The following is a 16863-nucleotide window of genomic DNA, read 5'->3' on the forward strand; positions in this document are numbered from 1 at the left end:
TAATTTTTCAACGAGGAGCTGTCAACATGAATCAATGGACACGTGAAGCACGATACCGTCCCCTCTCGGATGTCGATCCGAGCGTTTACCAAGCGATGAAGGAAGAAGTCCGAACATCTCCTTGGCGATTTTCCTATCATATCCAACCTCCGACCGGACTCTTAAATGATCCGAACGGTTTCGTCTATCACGACGGTCTCTATCATTTATTCTATCAGTGGTTTCCGCTCGGTCCTGTCCATGGGCTGAAATATTGGTATCACATGACATCAAAAGATCTCGTTCACTGGTTTGATGAAGGCGCCGCCTTGATCCCGAACGACGATCCCGATTCGCATGGTGCTTATTCCGGTAGTGGGTTCATTAAAGATGACCAAGTCCACATCATGTATACAGGTAACAAGCGGGATGCGGATTGGAATCGCCATACGAGCCAAATCGTCGGTCGCCTCCGCTCGGATGGACGAATCGAAAAACACCTCCCCCCTGCTATTCCAGACGTTCCTGAAGGATATACGGAACACTTCCGGGACCCGAAAGTGTTCCAAGACGCATCTGGCACGTGGTACTGCATCATTGGTGCACAACGTAGCGACTTGACAGGATGTACGGTCCTCTATCAATCTCAGGATGCTGAACAGTGGACATTCCTCGGTGAGTTGCGGACGAACAACCCGACATTTGGTTATATGTGGGAATGCCCGGATTATTTCGAACTCGATGGAAAAGGAGTTCTATTATTTAGTCCACAAGGAATTGAACCCGATGATACGAACTATCAAAACATTTTCCAGTCCGGTTATTTCATCGGCGAACCGTTAGCCTTACCGGACTTAACATTCACACACGCATCTTTCCGCGAACTCGACTTCGGGTTTGACTTCTATGCCCCGCAGACAACGGAAGCGGCAGACGGTCGGCGGATTCTCGTCGGATGGATGGGTTTACCGGACATCAGCTATCCGTCTGATATCTATAACTGGGCGCATGCTTTGACATTACCGCGAGAATTATCCATCGAAGACGGTCATCTTTATCAGCGTCCCGTTCGTGAGTTGACGAATTTACGAAAAGAGACGCTGTTCAATGAAACGCGTCTTTTTGATCAGGAGGTCGCGATTCCAGAAGCCGAGGCTTTTGAACTGGTGATGACGGATCTCTCGTTTTCTTCCGAATCTCTCCGTTTTAGCATTCGTCAGGATGCGACGGAAGAGACCGTGTTCGAATACGATGTCGCGTCTCGTCAGTTTACGGTTGACCGTAGTCGCTCAGGCGCTGAAGTACCTGCAGAAACATTCGGTACATCACGGTCGATCATCCTTGCGAAAGACTTGCATACCTTGCGTTTATTCGTAGATTGCTCTTCCTTTGAGCTTTTCTTGAACGATGGAGAAGCCGTCGCAAGCGGACGCATTTTCCCGAAAACTTCGAGTCGGGGAATTCATTTCTCGAGTCAAACGATGGCACATCTATCACTCTTTGACCTATCCTAACATCAAAAAAGCATTCGCCTGATGTAGTCAGACGAATGCTTTTTCATTGTTTTAACCGGAGTTCTTTTTCCAAATCAAACGCTAATATGTGTTGCTCTCCGATTGGACCCATGACCGATTGTAACGTATCGACGTACCCCGTCTTGAAATACAGTGATTTTGCAGCAATGTTCTTTTTATTGACCGCTAGTGTAATCGCTGTGACTTCTGGGAAATGATGATGGACGAACTCCGGCAACTGCATCATCGCTTCTTTGGCGTACCCTTGGTGTTGATGCCGTGCATCAATCGAAAAGGCACGCAGCAGGACACTTTGTTCATCCGTTCGATGTGTTTTTGGCGGGTTCAAATGGAGAATGAAGAAACCAACGACCAGTTCATCTTTTTTTATGACGACAGGAAACTTATCTGGATGCGCTACTGCATCCGTGACGACATCTGACGGAAAAGAAGTAAATTGGACTTGTTCTTCCGGAAGAATGAACGCGTCGCACTGTTCATAATGTTCGTTCGTATACATGTGTAATTTCACTACAGACATTCTCATTCCGCCTTCCCTCTTTGTGCAGGACAAGAGAGTACTCTCTTACATCTATTCCCATTTTAATGGTTTTTTCCCTCTTTGCCTAGTCTAGTAGAAAGGTGTTTCTTTTTTTCCGTACCTTAGTCACCTATCTACTTATTCCACGGTTCGCCTTTCCTTAATCCAATCCAGAGGCTAAAAGTGCTACACTAGGGAGAGTTCGATTGAATGAACACGAAATAAACATGCTTGAGGTGAACTGTATCATGCAAGAAGACTTTTTCGAACAGATGGAGCGATTGACCGGCATTCAACTGAATCCTATCCAACAACAGGCAATTGAACATGACCATGGTCCGTTGCTGTTACTCGCCTCACCCGGCTCAGGAAAAACTACGACTCTTAACTTTAAGATTGCCTATTTGATTTTACAAAAAAAAATCGAACCGCATCGTATTCTTGGACTGACCTTCAGTAAAGCGGCAGCCCGTGAGATGGCGGATCGATTTTATCATCTATTCCATGAACTGATTGGCACAACAGCAGCTTTTTCGACGATTCATAGTTTTGCTTTCCAAGTCGTCCGGGATCATACGTCACAACAGCGACTCTCGTATACGATCATTGAAGGACCGATGGATCAACAACATCCGAATGCGCCACATAAGCGGATGTTACTGCGACGTATTTTCCAGGAAATCAATCGCAGTGTCATTACTGATGATCAGATGGATGAGTTATTACGGATGATTTCCTTCGTCAAAAACCGTCTTCTTTCTTTAAAGGAAATCCAGGCAGTTCCGACGACGATTAAGCATTTCCCTGACATCTATGTCGCCTATGAACAATTTAAATCGCGCGACCCCTTGCATCCGTTACTTGATTTTGACGACATGTTGACGTACGCCAATACGATTCTCGAACAGGACCGCCGTCTGTTGCAACATTACCAGCGTCGCTTTGACTACATCTTAACGGATGAAAGTCAGGATACATCGCTCGTCCAGCATCAATTAGTTGAAAAGTTAGCTTTACCTCACAACCGACTTTGTGTTGTCGCGGACGATGACCAGACGCTTTACAGTTGGCGTGGCGCAGATGCGTCGAAGATCCTCCACTTCAAGGATACGTATCCGAACGCGACAATCCTTTACATGGAGCAAAATTATCGATCGTCTCAGGACATCGTCTCGATTGCCAATCGCTTTATCCAACGTAATAAGGCACGCTATCCGAAGCAGATGTTTACGGAAAACCCTTCCGTTCGTCCGATCATCCTAGAAACGTTACCGACTTACGAAGATCAGACCCGCTACCTATTGTATCAGTTACGGACGGAAACGAATTACCGCGAGGTGGCCATCTTGTATCGCAACAATGCCTCTTCGATCAACGTCATGAATGCACTGGATCAAGCAAACATTCCTTTTTACATCAAGGATGTCGATCATAAATTCTTCAGTCATTGGATTTTGAAGGATATCTTAAATTTCATGACATTCGCCCAAGATCCGACTAATGTCGAAGTTTTATCAGCTATTCATACGAAGTTCGCGGGGTATATCTCAAAAGCGCAACTGGCTCAGCTGCAACAGTTTGGTACGGGTGAATCGTTGTTTGATTTACTCATAAACAAAATCGAGATGAAGTTCTATCAAAAGAAACAACTTCAGCAAATGAAGCGGACGTTTGCTTCGATTCAGACCGTTCGCCCCTCTGCTGCCCTCTCTTTGATTCGTCATGAACTGGGCTACGAAAAGAATTTGCGAAAAATGAGTGAGAGTCTCGGTTTTAGTCTCGATCACTTGCTTGAGACCTTGAATACGATCGATAACATCGCGAGCGACGTACCAACGTTGCTTGCTTTCCGCGAACGAATTGCGCATCTCGAACAATTGATGCGTGATGCCAAACAAAATAAAAATCAAAATGCGGTCACCCTTTCGACCTTTCACAGCGCGAAGGGGCTCGAATTCGATCGTGTCTTCATGATTGATTTAGTAGCGGGAATTCTTCCGTCCGCCGACACGATCAAAGCCTATAAAAATGGACAACTGGATGATATGGAAGAAGCCGCACGACTGTTTTATGTCGGGATGACGCGTGCCCGACACGAATTACATCTCCTGTCCTATCGTTTTAAATCGAAGTCGTTTGATGTTTCACCATTCGTCGAAGATGTTTATCGTCTCATCACGCCGGACGATGCCAAGCGGAAAACAGAACGTCAGCGCCCTGCTGTTGCAGCAAGGCCTAGTGTTCCACCACTTCCGATTACCGAGAACATGCGTGTCTCCCATACGGCATTCGGTCCAGGAACAGTCCTGCACCTCGTCGACGACGTACTAGAAATTTCGTTTGATCAAGGCATGAAAAAACAGCTATCGTTACAAGTCTGTTCTGAAAATGCATTACTTGAAATTTTATGAGTCAAAAAAGAGGCTGACTCATAAAAGAATGACGCGTCTTTTCACGTCCTTTCCTCAGGCGAGACACAAGCCAGTTTTCCTGCTTTATTCAAGCAGGAAATCGGGTCTTGTTCGTCCCTGACAGCGCAAAGATGCGCTTTTTCCTGTAGGAGTGGCGTGAAACGCGTCATTCTTTTTGTTATGAGATAAGGGTGGCAGAATGATGATCTGCCACCCTTATCTTTGTGGAAACTGACTTTTGAGTCAGCCCCTTTTTGTGTGATGATCAGTTTTTTGTGGACGACTCATTCTGACGAATCAAGGCGTCCCGGATTTCTGTCAATAATTTCTCTTCCGTCGTTGGAACCGCCTCTTCTTCGACAACTTCTTCCTTCTTCCGGAATGAAGTAATGCCTTTTACGAACAGGAACAGTGCAAAGGCGATCAATAAGAATTCAATACTCGCTTGAAGAAATTGACCGTACTGCAACTCCGCATTTCCGACCATGACCGATAATCCCTTGACATCAATTCCACCGATGATGATTCCGATCAATGGCATGAAGACACTGTCGACGAGTGATTTGATGATTCCGCTAAATGCAGCACCGAGAATGACACCGACCGCTAAGTCGATCACATTGCCTCGAAAAGCGAACTCCTTGAACGCCTTAAACATGAAACATCCCCCTTACCAAGCGCGGGACGCCAACTGCTGAATCGCATATCCGACGCCGTGCTCATCGTTTGTTTTCGTTACGTGATGGGCAATTGCTTTTGCCTCATCATGACCATTCCCCATCGCAATCGCTTTTCCGGCGACTTTGAACATCGGAAGATCGTTCAGGTTATCCCCGATGACCGCGACCTGTTCGATTGGAATCTCAAGATGTTCCGCCAAAATTTTGACGGCTGTTCCTTTATCAGCACCGATTGCCATCACTTCGATATTATCGTGTCCAGAAGACGTGACATACACGCCGTCGACCTTTTGTTCGATTTCGTGCCAAATCTTCTTCATCAACTCTTGATCAAACGAGAACGAGATGAATTTGAATACTTTTCCTGCCTGATTACGGATGAACGAGCGGAATCCGTCAATCATCTTCACGTCCTCATGGACATAATAACGATCATGGAAGAAATCAAGCACCTGTTTCGCACGATCGCTCTCCTCGCTTAGTTCTTTTAGCGAGTCGTATGCCGCATCAATCGTCGCACCGTGTGCTGTAACAAGTCCCTGATCACAGAACATCTCGAAGAAGACTTCATATTGGCTGATGATGCCGTAAATTTGTTGCGCCTGTTCCGTCGTCAGAGTCGTTGCACTTAATTCCTCACCGTCTGCTGTCATGACACGCGCGCCATTTGAAGCAATGATCGGACAGCGGATTCCCGCTGCGTCCGTCAGTTCTTTTGCATTTAAGTAATTTCGACCTGTCGCGATCGCAAAAGCAACACCTTGTTCGCGTGCCGCTTCAATTGCCTGAATCGTTTCCGGTTCAATCCGTTGTTTGCCTGAAAGAACGGTACCATCCATATCCGATACGAGTAGTTTGATTGGATTTGCCATCATCTTCACTCTCCTCTTTTTCTATTTCCATACCACTATACCATTTTTCACATTTCGACTGGTCGTAAACCCTTTTTACAAAATGGGGGATAACAGACGCGAAATACTTTCCTTGAATTTAATCATGCGGGAACGGGCAGCATACTTCTCTGTCGTCATGAGCGTCGACACTTCACAATCGGCAAGGAATAATCGTTCGAGTTCGGCTGCTACTGCCTGATCGTAGACGATTGAATTCATCTCAAAATTCAACCGAAAGCTACGTGCATCAATATTCGTCGTTCCGACCGAAGCGATTTCACCATCGACAACGATTGTTTTCGCATGTAAAAAACCAGGCTCATACGTATAGACTTTCGCCCCGTAGGACAAGAGTTCTCCTACTGCAGCAGTCGTTGCCCAGTAAACGAATGGATGGTCCGGTTTGTTCGGGATCATGATGCGTACTTCGACCCCAGATAATAAGGCAGCCTTACACGCATCTAAATAACTCGTGTCGGGAATGAAATAAGGCGATTGGATATAAATCGTTCGTTTCGCTTCGTTGATCATCTTAATCAAGGCAAGCTTCAAGTATTCAGATCGGGAATCCGGACCCGATGTGACGATCTGCATGGGAAGGATGTCTTGAATCGTATGCGTGCCATAATAAAACAATGATTTTTCTGTATAGATATCGCTCGCTTGATTCCAATCGAGAATAAATCGGTCGAGCTGGTCGTGAACGACGTCACCTTCCAAGCGAAAATGCGTATCCCGCCAGTAACCGAACTTTTCATCGATTCCAAGATATTCCGTACCGACGTTAAATCCACCGATATAACCGACACGACCATCGATGATACAGGATTTACGGTGATTGCGATTATTTAATCGAAAATTTACGAAGCCGATCGTCGATGGAAAGAAAGCAAACACCTCTCCACCATGTGCCAGTAACTCCTTAAAATCCGTTCGTTTTAGGCTACGTGAACCGACAGCATCGTATAACAGTCGAACTTTGATCCCGCGACGGGCACAGTCGGTTAACGTTTCAATCAAGGCTAGACCGAGGCGATCCTTCTGGATGATGTAATACTGGATATTCACCTCATGCTCAGCCTGCTGAATATCTTGAATCATCCGATTGAATTTTTGTTCTCCATCCGAAAGAATCTGGAGTTGATTCGAGAGACTGAGCAAGGAACCGTTCGACATCAGGTTCATCCGAATCATGTCCCGGTGCTTTTGAATCATCGGGTGTCTTCCCATCGCCGTTAATTCTTTTTTCTGCAAAGCAATCCGTCTATCATGTTCCAGCTGCTCTTCATCCGTGACACGATAAAAATCATTCTTTTTTAACAGTCTTCCGAAAAACAGATAGACGAAAAATCCGACGAGTGGAACGAAATACAGGATGAATACCCATGCCCACGTCGCCCCAATATCGCGCCGCTCGAGAAAAATAACCGTCAGGACAGCTAAGATATTCATGATGAGTAATCCGTAGACGATGACGATCGTAAACGTACTCCACACTTCCACCATACGATTCCCTCCGTTTCAACGGTATCGTTCGATTTTAATTCCTTTGTCTCTTATTCCCGTTTCCTTCCCTGTCATTCTTCTGAAGACAAAAAAACCTTTTCAAAGCACGAATGGCTTCAAAAAGGTTTAGGTCTGTCATGATTCTTGGCATGGTTCCGGTTGTTGTAACGCCATTTGTTCAAGTGTCGCTTTGACACCTGCGACACAGTCCGGTAAACCAACACCATCATAAGCAAGTCCGGCTAAATGAATGTGTGGATAATGCGAAGCGACGGTTTCTCGCACTTCTTGAATCCGCTGTGCATGTCCTACCGTATAGGCTGGTAATCCGTCAAGTAAACGACTGATGACGACCCGTTCCGGTTGTAGCGGACGACCACAGATGGTTTCAAGATCTTCTAAGACGACGCGTTCAATCACTTCGTCCGATTCCCGAACAAGTGCATCTTTTCCCGGGCGTCCGATGAAAGCACGGAGCACGGTATGATTCGGTGCTGCATGATTCCACTTTTGATCAATCGCCGTGCACGCTGTAATCGAATATGGAGCCCGACGGTTGACGATGAATCCCGTTCCATCAATCGGTAACGCCGTTTCCTTATCGAAAATCAAGGTGACGGTCGCCGTCGAGTGCGTCGAAAGGTTCGCAAGCCCAGGAAGCGTCGCTTCTGGTAACAACGATACGACTTGGTGGTGTGGAATCGTCAACAAAATATCATCAGCGAACTCTGGACCATGATCCGTTTCGAGACGATACCGTCCGTCCTCTTCCCGTGCAATTGCTCGCAGTGGTGTCTCTAGACGAATCTCCGTCCGCTCGAGCACTTCTTCTAACCGTTCGACAAGAGATTCAAGACCCGTTGCGAGCGATAGGAATTGCCCTGTCGCTTTGAGCGTCGGACCTTGTTGCTGATCAAGGGGGCGCATGAGACGCATCCCTTCAAACAAACTGCCTGCCTTCTGTTCGTTCGCAACGAATTGCGGATAGGTCGCGAACGTACTCATCCGGTCGATATCACCGGCATAAATCCCTGAAAGAAGCGGCTCGATCAGCTTCTCGACGAGTGCATCTCCAAGACGTGGACGCAAGTATTCCCCTAGTGGAATGTCTCGTTCTGGTATCGTTAAATCAGCAGCTGGATGGAGCAATCGCTCCGTCACCTCTGCTTTTTCCTCTTCCGTCAATAGAGAGGTCTGTGCAAACAACTCTAAATCCGTCGGAATGCCCATCACGGCACCTTTTGGGATCGGATGCAGACCACGCGCATCCAAGATATAGGCTTGTGACGTATTATTGCGGACGAGCTGATCGCCTAATCCAATCTCTTCGATGAGATCCGTCAACACGTGTTTGCGTGCGACGTATGAATCTGGTCCCCGCTCGATCGTCAATCCTTCGTCCCGATATGTCGCCACCTTGCCACCGAGACGACCTTCTGCCTCGAGTAACGTGATGTTCATCTCCGGAAATTGTTTCTCTGCATAATAGGCAGCAGCGAGTCCTGAAATACCGCCACCTACGATGACGAGACGTTTACTGGACATAACTACCCACCTGTTTCGCAACGGCCTCCGTGACAGCTTTCATGAAAGCAGGATCCGCGTTTGGCATGACCGGTCGCGCATAATGGATTCCGAGTTCGTCGCAGACGACTTTACACTCGTAATCATTATCGAACAGTACTTCTAAGTGATCGGCAACGAAACCTACTGGTACATAGACGAACGCTTCGTATCCTTTTTCTTCATAGACGTCACGTGTTAGATCCTGAACATCCGGTCCAAGCCACGGTTCTGGTGTTTGTCCAGCTGATTGCCAGCCTGTGATCATATGCGGAACACCAGCGCGTTGGGCAATCAATTCGGCTGTTTCTTTTAATTGCTCTGGGTACGGATCACCGTTTGCGATGATTTTTTCAGGCAGACTGTGCGCTGAAACGACGAGGACGGCTTTTTCTTCAGGTACTGGTAAAGCGTCGAACGTCTTGCGGATTTCTTTTCCCCACCAATCGAGGAATGCTTCTTCTTTATACCAAGATTCAACAGATGCGAGGCGAATACCGTGTTGATCCGCGACTTCCTTCGCACGACCATTGTACGAACGGATACTGAACGTCGAATAGTGTGGTGCTAAAACGACCGTGACCGCTTCCGTGATGCCGTCTTTTGCCATCTGCTCGACAGCATCCTCAACGAACGGCTCGATGTGTTTTAGACCAAGATAGAGTTTGAACTCAATCTCGCCCGCATATTTCTCAGACAATTGACGATGTAATTCTTCTGCCTGATCAATCGTGACTTGCGCGAGAGGTGATACCCCACCGATTGCTTCGTAGCGTTCCGTCAATTCTGCCAATGCTTCTGGAGACGGTTTGCGTCCGCGGCGGATGTGCGTATAATAACGCTCGATATCTTCAGGTTTATACGGCGTACCATACGCCATGACAAGTAATCCTAACGTCTTCATTTTCCTACCTCCATTTTTTCTTTCGAATAATCATGGATAAATGCAGTCAAACGTTTCAATACTTCTGGATCGACTTCCGGGAAAACACCGTGACCAAGATTAAAGATGAACCCTGGTTGTTTCATTCCCATATCGAGAATCTCTTTCGCTTTCGCTTCAAGGATATCCCATGGTGCCAACAGATATGAAGGATCGAGGTTTCCTTGGACCGGTTTCGTCAGCCCACGCTCACGTGCTTCATCGATCGACAAACGCCAGTCAAGTCCGACGACGTCTAGTGGTAAGCTGTGCCATTCTTCTGCCAAATGACTCGCCCCTACACCAAACATGATCATCGGTACACCTGTGTCTTTTAATTCCGTGAAAATACGTTCCATCGTCGGTTTGATGTAACGAACATAATCTTTCCGGCTAGTCGTTCCGACCCATGAATCAAAGATTTGGAACGCTTGGATCCCTGCATCTACTTGTGATTTGATGTAATCGATGACCATGTCACCTAGTTTCTCCATTAAGGCATGCCATACCTCAGGTTGTCCATACATCAATGCTTTCGTTTTATGGTATCCCTTTGAAGGTCCACCTTCAATCATATAGCTCGCAAGTGTAAATGGTGCCCCGGAAAAACCGATCAACGGTACTTCGAGTCGTTCGCGCAATAAGCGAATCGTCTCATAGATATACGGGATATCTTCGCGGTTAAATGGTTGCAGTGCTTCAACATCTGCCATCGTGCGAATCGGGTTCGCGATGACTGGACCAATGCCACTCTTGATTTCGACATCAACGCCCATCGATGGAAGGGGTGTCATGATATCTTTATACAGAATCGCTGCATCGACCCCTAATTGTTTTACAGGTAGTTCTGTCACATATGCGCCTAGTTCCGAGTCATGTGTAATCTCGAAAAGCGTCCGTGTCTTCTTGATTTCACGATATTCCGCTTGATAACGACCTGCTTGTCGCATGTACCAGACGGGAACGTGATCAATCTGCTCGCCACGGATCGCCCGCAAAAACGTATCATTGAATTTCTTCATCATAACTACCCCTTTATACTCGTTCTAACGCCCCAAAAAAACGTACGATAAGTTTGTGAACACAGAAACATTATATCTGAAATTAAGAAGCCTGTGCCAATAAATCGTTTACAAAATGACAGTTCTGTTACCAGTTCATGAAATGTTCACTGTTTCTTGTAAAGACCGAATGCAGCGTTTAACTGACCACGGATCAAGTCAGAACGTTGCTGTTCCGTCACCTTGCGTTCTTTTTCACGTATTTCATGTGTCCGCCATCCGTCTTCGATTTTTTCCGCGACTTCGACGAGTCGCTCAACATCCGTAAATGAATATTTTCGCGTCTTTCCGTTCGTCCGTTCTGGGAAGATCAACTTCCGTTCCTCATAGTAACGAATCTGACGTTCTGATAATCCGGTCAGTTCACAGACGATCCCGATCGACATCACCTTTTTTTCACGGTAGTTCATCTTCGTCACTCCTTTCCACAAAAATACCATGTCAGATTTTCTGACACAACACGTTTCTTCCAAAGTATTTCCGTCTAAAGTAAACACATACTTTAAATGGATAAAGGAGGAACGACAATGAAACTGGAACAACTCGCTATCTCAGTCGATACGTTTTATGTCTTATTCGCAGCACTACTCGTCTTTACGATGCAAATCGGATTCTTACTTCTGGAAACAGGGATGTTACGGGCCAAGAACGCGGGGCACGTCGCCGTCAAACAAATCATCAGCTTCTCGGTTGCCGCTCTCGCCTTTTGGGCGATCGGATTCGGATTGACGTTCGGTGACGGGAATGCCGTCATCGGAACAGAAGGATTCTTCCTACATGGAGGATTCAGCAGTCTCGACTGGTCGAACATCACGATCGATGTGAAGTTCCTCTTCCAGCTCTCGTTCGTTGCCGTATCACTTGCCATCGCTTGGGGCGGATTTGCAGAACGTGCCAAATTATCTGTCTATCTGTTATTCGGAACGTTTTTCGTTGCCATCATCTATCCGATCATTGCACGTTCCGTTTGGGCAGGCGGATTCCTCGGTTCGCTCGGGATGCAGGACTTCGCCGGATCAACGGTCGTCCATTTACAAGGTGGGATTGCCGCCCTTGTTGCTGCTTTACTGCTCAAGAAACGAATCGGTGCAGAAAAAACGCCGTTGCTCGGACACAACGTCATCTACTCTGTCGTCGGTGCCTTCATTCTCTGGTTATGTTGGTTCGGCTTCAACGCGGGTTCAACATTAACGATTGCCGATGGATTCTTTAGTTACGTTGCCTTGACGACGTTACTTGCAACTGCAGCAGGTGCTCTCGGTGCGCTTGCCATCTCGTTCTGGCACCGCCGTGTCGCAGATATCCCGTCGATCATCAACGGCGTCTTAGCTGCACTCGTTGCCATCACAGCAGCCTGTGCCTTCGTCGAACCGTGGGCAGCCGTCGTCATCGGCTTCTTAGCTGGTGTGATTACGTATGGCACAAGCATTCTACTCGCAAGTCGCGTTGATGATCCGCTTTGTGCCTTCTCCGTTCATGGCGTCGCTGGGATCTGGGGTACACTTGCAACTGGATTCTTTGCTTCACCTCGACTCGTTGAAATCACAGGTATCGGACAAGCCGGTCTTTTCTACGGTGGCGGTTTTACGCAACTTGGTGTCCAAGCACTCGGTGTCGTCTTTGCCGTCGTCATCGTCAGCGTCTTAAGTTATGCTTTCTTGAAGGTTCTCGATCTCACGATTGGTCTCCGGATCACGCGTGAAGACGAACTCCGTGGACTTGACGTCGCGGAACACGGGCAAGCTTCTTATGATCTTCCGGCTCCGGTCAGTAAGGAATTGCATATGGTCGAAGAAGAAGGTATTTCAAACGAACGTGTCAATTAATAGATGGTAATGAGAAAGAGCCTCTGCGATGAATGCTTATCGCGGAGGCTCTTTCTCATTACTTATTTTCGGGCGTAATACTCACCAATTAGAATTGCCAGCACTGCCCCACCAACGACATAAACGGACCCGCTCAACACGAATCCAATCAACGTCAAGACGATGCATTGACCGATTGCTGCGAAACGAATGATTTTTCGCTTCGCATGTATGGCATTCCCGAATGGCAGTAATCGCGTCAACAAGTGTTGGTCGACCGCTTTCGTGAACGGTGCCAATTGAAAACTCGTCAACCCACTGAATGCCGGAATCGCAAGCGTGATGAACCATACATTTCCGCTTGCCAACCACATGAATACCGCCCCAATCAATGTCAGCCGGACGATCAATCCGATCCCGTCCCCACTACGGATGAACTGTTTGACATACAAGTAATCAAATGTCGTTTGCGCTCGATGTGGAATCCGCTCGACCATGTTACTTAAGAGACGACGCCGTTTATACGTTGCTGTCAAATGGGGAACATCGACGAACCAATTCGCTAATCGGTAAAAACGATCGCGCGATTCCTGCTCGAGCGCAATCCACTCCCGTAACGGAAGGTGCTCCTGACGTTTCAGATGTAGGACGACCATTAAGAGCAAGGCGACGACGATCGTCATCCACGCCATATCGATGATGACGAGTAGCGCTGCTCCGAACGCATACAGTAATACCGTTCGATGCGCGACCCCTTCGAGCTTCGATAAGTTCGCTGCCGCCCCAAGTAGGGCAAGCGATCCTCCGAGCAGGACAAGTTCAAGCGGTGACGTCTGTTCCGTACGGACATAGAGGACGACGATTGCGAGGAATGGAAGGACTGCACGAAGCATTCCGAAAATCGCATTGTACGCTCTCACCTGTTGCATGAAGCCCAACAAGCGTGCAAGTACCGGCAGCAGAAAGACCTGATCCGCCTCCACAAGAAACGTTCGACTCGTCCGATAAAGCGGCAGGAGCAAAAATAATGCTGCCATGACGAAGCGACCCGGAAATGATGGATCAAGTTGGTCAAGAAACCGACCGTAGACGACTAACCCGTATAACACGACGAAATATACGGTAAACAGTAAACCTCCGTTTGCCATATATTTCGTGTACTTCACTGTCTCCGTCATCGCCGCCTGATACCGGTCCTTCCATAAGGAGTGGCTATTCATCGTTCCGCCTCCTCGATTGCGGCAACATATAGATCGTCGAGTGTTCCGTCCTGTAATCCATAGCGAGCCCGCAAAGCGGCTGTCGTCCCTTCTGCCGCGATATGCCCTTCGTGTAAGAGCACGAATCGGTTACAGTGACGTTCCGCCGTCTCTAATATATGTGTCGACATTAAAATTCCTTTTCCATCCTGCTTGAGCTCACTGAAGATCTGCAATAGTTCTCGGATCGCAAGCGGGTCGAGTCCGACGAATGGTTCATCGACAATCAACAGTTCGCTTCCCGTGACGAGCGCACATAAAATCATTGCCTTTTGCTTCATTCCCTTTGAGAAGACACTTGGAAACCACTCTAGTTGTTTTGTCATCCGAAGGCGTTCGGCGTAATGTTGTGCCCGCTCTATCGCAAGCGTTTCCTCGACATCATAGCCTTGCGCCATCAAGCGCAGATGCTCGCGTAACGTCAATTGTTCATATAACATCGGCTGCTCCGGAATATAGGCCACTTGACGACGATACTCTGTCTCATCCGTTGACAAATCTAAGCCGTTAATCCGTACCGATCCCGTCTTGACCGGTAACAGACCGAGGATATGTTTGATCGTCGTTGATTTCCCGGCACCGTTCAAACCGATCAGACCGACGAGTTCTCCTTGTCCGACTTCTAGATGAATGTCATGCAGGACGGTTTTTGATCCGTATCCGCCTGATAAATCCTTGATCTCTAATAACATATTTGCCACTCCCTTTAAGCTCATCGTAAGGTAGACCTTTTTCGACTTTCTAGCTTTGTGCCTCTTTTTTCAAAATATAATGTTTTAATACTTGTTTTTTCGGCAATTACTCTTAGTGTAATCGTTACATCAATATATGAAAACGATTTACATGCAAATCGAAAGTGAAATCGATGAATCGTTCATTCATTCTCTATCAAGTGGTCTAATCTTCTAGTCCTTTAAGCAAACGAACGATTTCAGATTTTTTCATTTTCGCACGTGTTTATAACTGCCTGAAAACAGGTAAAACTAATATGTAGAGGAGATGTTTAAAAATGGGATTCTTATGGGCATTAATCGTTGGTGGTCTCATCGGTTGGATCGCAAGTCTTATTATCGGGAAAGATGTACCGGGCGGCATCATCGGTAACATCATCGCCGGTTTCATCGGTTCGATGATTGGTCAAGCCATCTTTGGTTCAATGGGACCAGAAATTGGTGGCTTCGCAGTCATTCCGGCTATTCTCGGAGCAGTCATCTTGATCTTCATCGTTTCAGTTATTCTCCGGGCAGTACGCAAGTAATCATATATTCTAATTGAAAAGGAGTGTTTTGAATGGGATTCTTATGGGCATTAATCGTCGGTGGTATTATTGGTTGGTTAGCAAGCTTGATTTTAGGTAAAGATGTACCAGGTGGTATCATCGGTAACATCATCGCTGGTTTCGTCGGTGCATTGATCGGTCAAGCATTATTCGGAGATTGGGGTCCAATGGTTGCCGGATTCGCAATCGTTCCAGCTTTACTTGGCGCTATCATTCTTATCCTCATCGTATCGTTCATTCTCCGTGCGGTGAATAAACGATAAACCAAAATCCCTCGGACATGATGTCCGAGGGATTTTTTTAGTCTTTTAACTGTAACCACATGCCATCCTCTCGCTCAATGACTCGTTTTTCTGCTCGTATGTTCAACCATTCGAACACACCTTCAAGAAAACTAGATGGATACTCCCAAATCGTACCGATCCGTTCTTGTTTCTTCTCTTCCGGTTTGCCGGCAATCGCTTCTAGTTCTTCCGGCGTCTTATTTAAACGAATCAACAATTCCTGAACTCGATCTGACTGATAGGTCACTTCATATCCGTCATATCGCGCCCGATTCGCGACCGTCGAATCCGGTGCTCCAAACGTATTTTCGAATGCCTCACGGGAACGGCCTAAATATCCCGTCATCGTATCGATACTCTTACCGGTCCGCGCCTTGACTTCTGTCTCAAGTAACGTTTTGATATCGATCGCATATTCGTTCGATACAGTCGCCTCAAAACGATCAGCCAACTTAAAATCAACTGTTGCCGTCTCTTCATCCCCGACCTGGATCGTCTCCGATGCCCGCTCGGCCTGCCCTGATTGTTCCGCAGTGACTTGTATATCGTACTCACCAGGCGCCCGCTTCAGCACAAGCGGTTCTTCATTGATCGTACCGACGTCCTCACCGTCAAAAGTGACTTTTGTTCCAGGTACATCACTTGAAATCGCTACTCGTTGGGGATTCACTTCGAGTGAATACCGGTCATACCATAGCCATCCATTCTCTTTTTTTAACGTAAACAGATGCGTCTTGACCGTTTTTCGAGCCGCTTGATCCTGCTTGACCTGAGCAACGACACGTTTTGTCCGTTCTGAATCTGTTGTTAACCAATTGATCAACCGTGTCGCTTCGCTCATCGAAATGGGTTTTCCGTTCTCGCTTACGAAACGTTGAAATCCTTGCTGATCTTTTTCCTTCAATAGACTCGCAAGTCGTTCATCCGTTCGCTCCATCCTTGCTGCCTCTTGCATGTGACGCCCAAACCAAAGGGCACATAATAAGACAAGACAGACGATGATGGCGCTACCGATAAACATCCGCCGTTTTCGTTTTTTCTGTGCCGTCGAGGCTATTCGGGATGCCATTCACTTCTCTCCTTTTCTTCATTCGCTGTATGTTCCTAAGTGTATCGGGTTCCAGTTGACTGTCAATCGTGCGGAAGTCGGAAACTTTCCGTATACT

The 16863-nt window shown here is 47.0% G+C and carries 16 protein-coding genes; 5 read left to right on the forward strand and 11 right to left on the reverse strand.

Features of this window, described 5'->3' with window-relative positions; translation table 11 throughout:
• Positions 1-26 precede the first annotated feature (26 nt).
• Positions 27-1493 (forward strand): glycoside hydrolase family 32 protein, encoded by a 1467-nt coding sequence (locus ACRPK8_RS11450; RefSeq protein WP_432238335.1) that lies wholly within the window; start codon positions 27-29, stop codon positions 1491-1493.
• Positions 1494-1536: 43 nt separating this feature from the next.
• Here the strand turns inward: ACRPK8_RS11450 and ACRPK8_RS11455 are convergent, their stop codons facing one another.
• Complete coding sequence (locus ACRPK8_RS11455) at positions 1537-2034, reverse strand: GNAT family N-acetyltransferase (protein ID WP_432238336.1); 498 nt, start codon at positions 2032-2034, stop codon at positions 1537-1539.
• Between the two features lie 248 nt (positions 2035-2282).
• Between ACRPK8_RS11455 and ACRPK8_RS11460 the strand changes: the two genes are divergently transcribed.
• Complete coding sequence (locus ACRPK8_RS11460) at positions 2283-4445, forward strand: ATP-dependent helicase (RefSeq protein WP_432238337.1); 2163 nt, start codon at positions 2283-2285, stop codon at positions 4443-4445.
• A 265-nt stretch (positions 4446-4710) separates the two neighbouring features.
• Here ACRPK8_RS11460 and mscL read toward each other — a convergent pair whose 3' ends face one another.
• From mscL to ACRPK8_RS11495, 7 genes are all read right to left on the reverse strand, one after another.
• Positions 4711-5103: a large-conductance mechanosensitive channel protein MscL gene (mscL, locus tag ACRPK8_RS11465; protein WP_432238338.1), complete on the reverse strand. Its 393-nt coding sequence runs from the start codon at positions 5101-5103 to the stop codon at positions 4711-4713.
• A gap of 12 nt (positions 5104-5115) precedes the next feature.
• Complete coding sequence (locus tag ACRPK8_RS11470; protein ID WP_432238339.1) at positions 5116-5997, reverse strand: Cof-type HAD-IIB family hydrolase; 882 nt, start codon at positions 5995-5997, stop codon at positions 5116-5118.
• Positions 5998-6072: 75 nt separating this feature from the next.
• A complete protein-coding gene (gene cls, locus ACRPK8_RS11475; RefSeq protein ID WP_432238340.1) occupies positions 6073-7524 on the reverse strand; it encodes a cardiolipin synthase in 1452 nt (483 codons plus the stop codon).
• A gap of 135 nt (positions 7525-7659) precedes the next feature.
• Positions 7660-9069 carry a protoporphyrinogen oxidase gene (hemG, locus tag ACRPK8_RS11480; protein ID WP_432238341.1) on the reverse strand — a complete coding sequence of 470 codons (1410 nt, stop codon included), beginning with the start codon at positions 9067-9069 and terminating at the stop codon, positions 7660-7662.
• On the reverse strand, positions 9059-9991 hold the full coding sequence (gene hemH, locus ACRPK8_RS11485) for a ferrochelatase (protein ID WP_023467355.1): 933 nt from the start codon (positions 9989-9991) through the stop codon (positions 9059-9061). The genes hemG and hemH overlap by 11 nt, the downstream gene beginning before the upstream one ends.
• Positions 9988-11034: a uroporphyrinogen decarboxylase gene (gene hemE, locus ACRPK8_RS11490; protein WP_432238342.1), complete on the reverse strand. Its 1047-nt coding sequence runs from the start codon at positions 11032-11034 to the stop codon at positions 9988-9990. The genes hemH and hemE overlap by 4 nt, the downstream gene beginning before the upstream one ends.
• Before the next feature lie 143 nt (positions 11035-11177).
• On the reverse strand, positions 11178-11480 hold the full coding sequence (locus tag ACRPK8_RS11495) for a MerR family transcriptional regulator (protein WP_023467353.1): 303 nt from the start codon (positions 11478-11480) through the stop codon (positions 11178-11180).
• A gap of 117 nt (positions 11481-11597) precedes the next feature.
• Here ACRPK8_RS11495 and ACRPK8_RS11500 point away from each other — a divergent pair, with 117 nt between their 5' ends.
• Positions 11598-12896 carry an ammonium transporter gene (locus tag ACRPK8_RS11500; RefSeq protein ID WP_432238343.1) on the forward strand — a complete coding sequence of 433 codons (1299 nt, stop codon included), beginning with the start codon at positions 11598-11600 and terminating at the stop codon, positions 12894-12896.
• Between the two features lie 62 nt (positions 12897-12958).
• On the opposite strand, the gene ACRPK8_RS11505 is transcribed toward ACRPK8_RS11500, so the two are convergent.
• Both ACRPK8_RS11505 and ACRPK8_RS11510 read right to left on the reverse strand, forming a co-directional pair.
• Positions 12959-14095: an ABC transporter permease gene (locus ACRPK8_RS11505; protein WP_432238344.1), complete on the reverse strand. Its 1137-nt coding sequence runs from the start codon at positions 14093-14095 to the stop codon at positions 12959-12961.
• Positions 14092-14826 carry an ABC transporter ATP-binding protein gene (locus ACRPK8_RS11510; protein WP_432238345.1) on the reverse strand — a complete coding sequence of 245 codons (735 nt, stop codon included), beginning with the start codon at positions 14824-14826 and terminating at the stop codon, positions 14092-14094. The genes ACRPK8_RS11505 and ACRPK8_RS11510 overlap by 4 nt, the downstream gene beginning before the upstream one ends.
• A gap of 317 nt (positions 14827-15143) precedes the next feature.
• Between ACRPK8_RS11510 and ACRPK8_RS11515 the strand changes: the two genes are divergently transcribed.
• The gene (locus ACRPK8_RS11515) at positions 15144-15392 is read left to right on the forward strand and encodes a GlsB/YeaQ/YmgE family stress response membrane protein (protein ID WP_432238346.1); all 249 of its coding nucleotides are present in this window, start codon (positions 15144-15146) and stop codon (positions 15390-15392) included.
• 32 nt (positions 15393-15424) lie between these two features.
• On the forward strand, positions 15425-15676 hold the full coding sequence (locus ACRPK8_RS11520; RefSeq protein ID WP_029340936.1) for a GlsB/YeaQ/YmgE family stress response membrane protein: 252 nt from the start codon (positions 15425-15427) through the stop codon (positions 15674-15676).
• Positions 15677-15713: 37 nt separating this feature from the next.
• On the opposite strand, the gene ACRPK8_RS11525 is transcribed toward ACRPK8_RS11520, so the two are convergent.
• A complete protein-coding gene (locus tag ACRPK8_RS11525) occupies positions 15714-16766 on the reverse strand; it encodes a TcaA second domain-containing protein (protein WP_432238347.1) in 1053 nt (350 codons plus the stop codon).
• Positions 16767-16863 lie beyond the last annotated feature (97 nt).

Source organism: Exiguobacterium sp. TDN 0502 (assembly GCF_050846835.1).
Taxonomy (GTDB): Bacteria; Bacillota; Bacilli; order Exiguobacteriales; family Exiguobacteriaceae; genus Exiguobacterium_A.

Bases quoted from the DNA above. Each gene is read 5' to 3' on its own strand.
- ACRPK8_RS11450 (WP_432238335.1), top strand. From the start codon at position 27: ATGAATCAATGGACACGTGAAGCACGATACCGTCCCCTCTCGGATGTC.
- ACRPK8_RS11455 (WP_432238336.1), bottom strand. From the start codon at position 2,034: ATGTCTGTAGTGAAATTACACATGTATACGAACGAACATTATGAACAG.
- ACRPK8_RS11460 (WP_432238337.1), top strand. From the start codon at position 2,283: ATGCAAGAAGACTTTTTCGAACAGATGGAGCGATTGACCGGCATTCAA.
- mscL (WP_432238338.1), bottom strand. From the start codon at position 5,103: ATGTTTAAGGCGTTCAAGGAGTTCGCTTTTCGAGGCAATGTGATCGAC.
- ACRPK8_RS11470 (WP_432238339.1), bottom strand. From the start codon at position 5,997: ATGGCAAATCCAATCAAACTACTCGTATCGGATATGGATGGTACCGTT.
- cls (WP_432238340.1), bottom strand. From the start codon at position 7,524: ATGGTGGAAGTGTGGAGTACGTTTACGATCGTCATCGTCTACGGATTA.
- hemG (WP_432238341.1), bottom strand. From the start codon at position 9,069: ATGTCCAGTAAACGTCTCGTCATCGTAGGTGGCGGTATTTCAGGACTC.
- hemH (WP_023467355.1), bottom strand. From the start codon at position 9,991: ATGAAGACGTTAGGATTACTTGTCATGGCGTATGGTACGCCGTATAAA.
- hemE (WP_432238342.1), bottom strand. From the start codon at position 11,034: ATGATGAAGAAATTCAATGATACGTTTTTGCGGGCGATCCGTGGCGAG.
- ACRPK8_RS11495 (WP_023467353.1), bottom strand. From the start codon at position 11,480: ATGAACTACCGTGAAAAAAAGGTGATGTCGATCGGGATCGTCTGTGAA.
- ACRPK8_RS11500 (WP_432238343.1), top strand. From the start codon at position 11,598: ATGAAACTGGAACAACTCGCTATCTCAGTCGATACGTTTTATGTCTTA.
- ACRPK8_RS11505 (WP_432238344.1), bottom strand. From the start codon at position 14,095: ATGAATAGCCACTCCTTATGGAAGGACCGGTATCAGGCGGCGATGACG.
- ACRPK8_RS11510 (WP_432238345.1), bottom strand. From the start codon at position 14,826: ATGTTATTAGAGATCAAGGATTTATCAGGCGGATACGGATCAAAAACC.
- ACRPK8_RS11515 (WP_432238346.1), top strand. From the start codon at position 15,144: ATGGGATTCTTATGGGCATTAATCGTTGGTGGTCTCATCGGTTGGATC.
- ACRPK8_RS11520 (WP_029340936.1), top strand. From the start codon at position 15,425: ATGGGATTCTTATGGGCATTAATCGTCGGTGGTATTATTGGTTGGTTA.
- ACRPK8_RS11525 (WP_432238347.1), bottom strand. From the start codon at position 16,766: ATGGCATCCCGAATAGCCTCGACGGCACAGAAAAAACGAAAACGGCGG.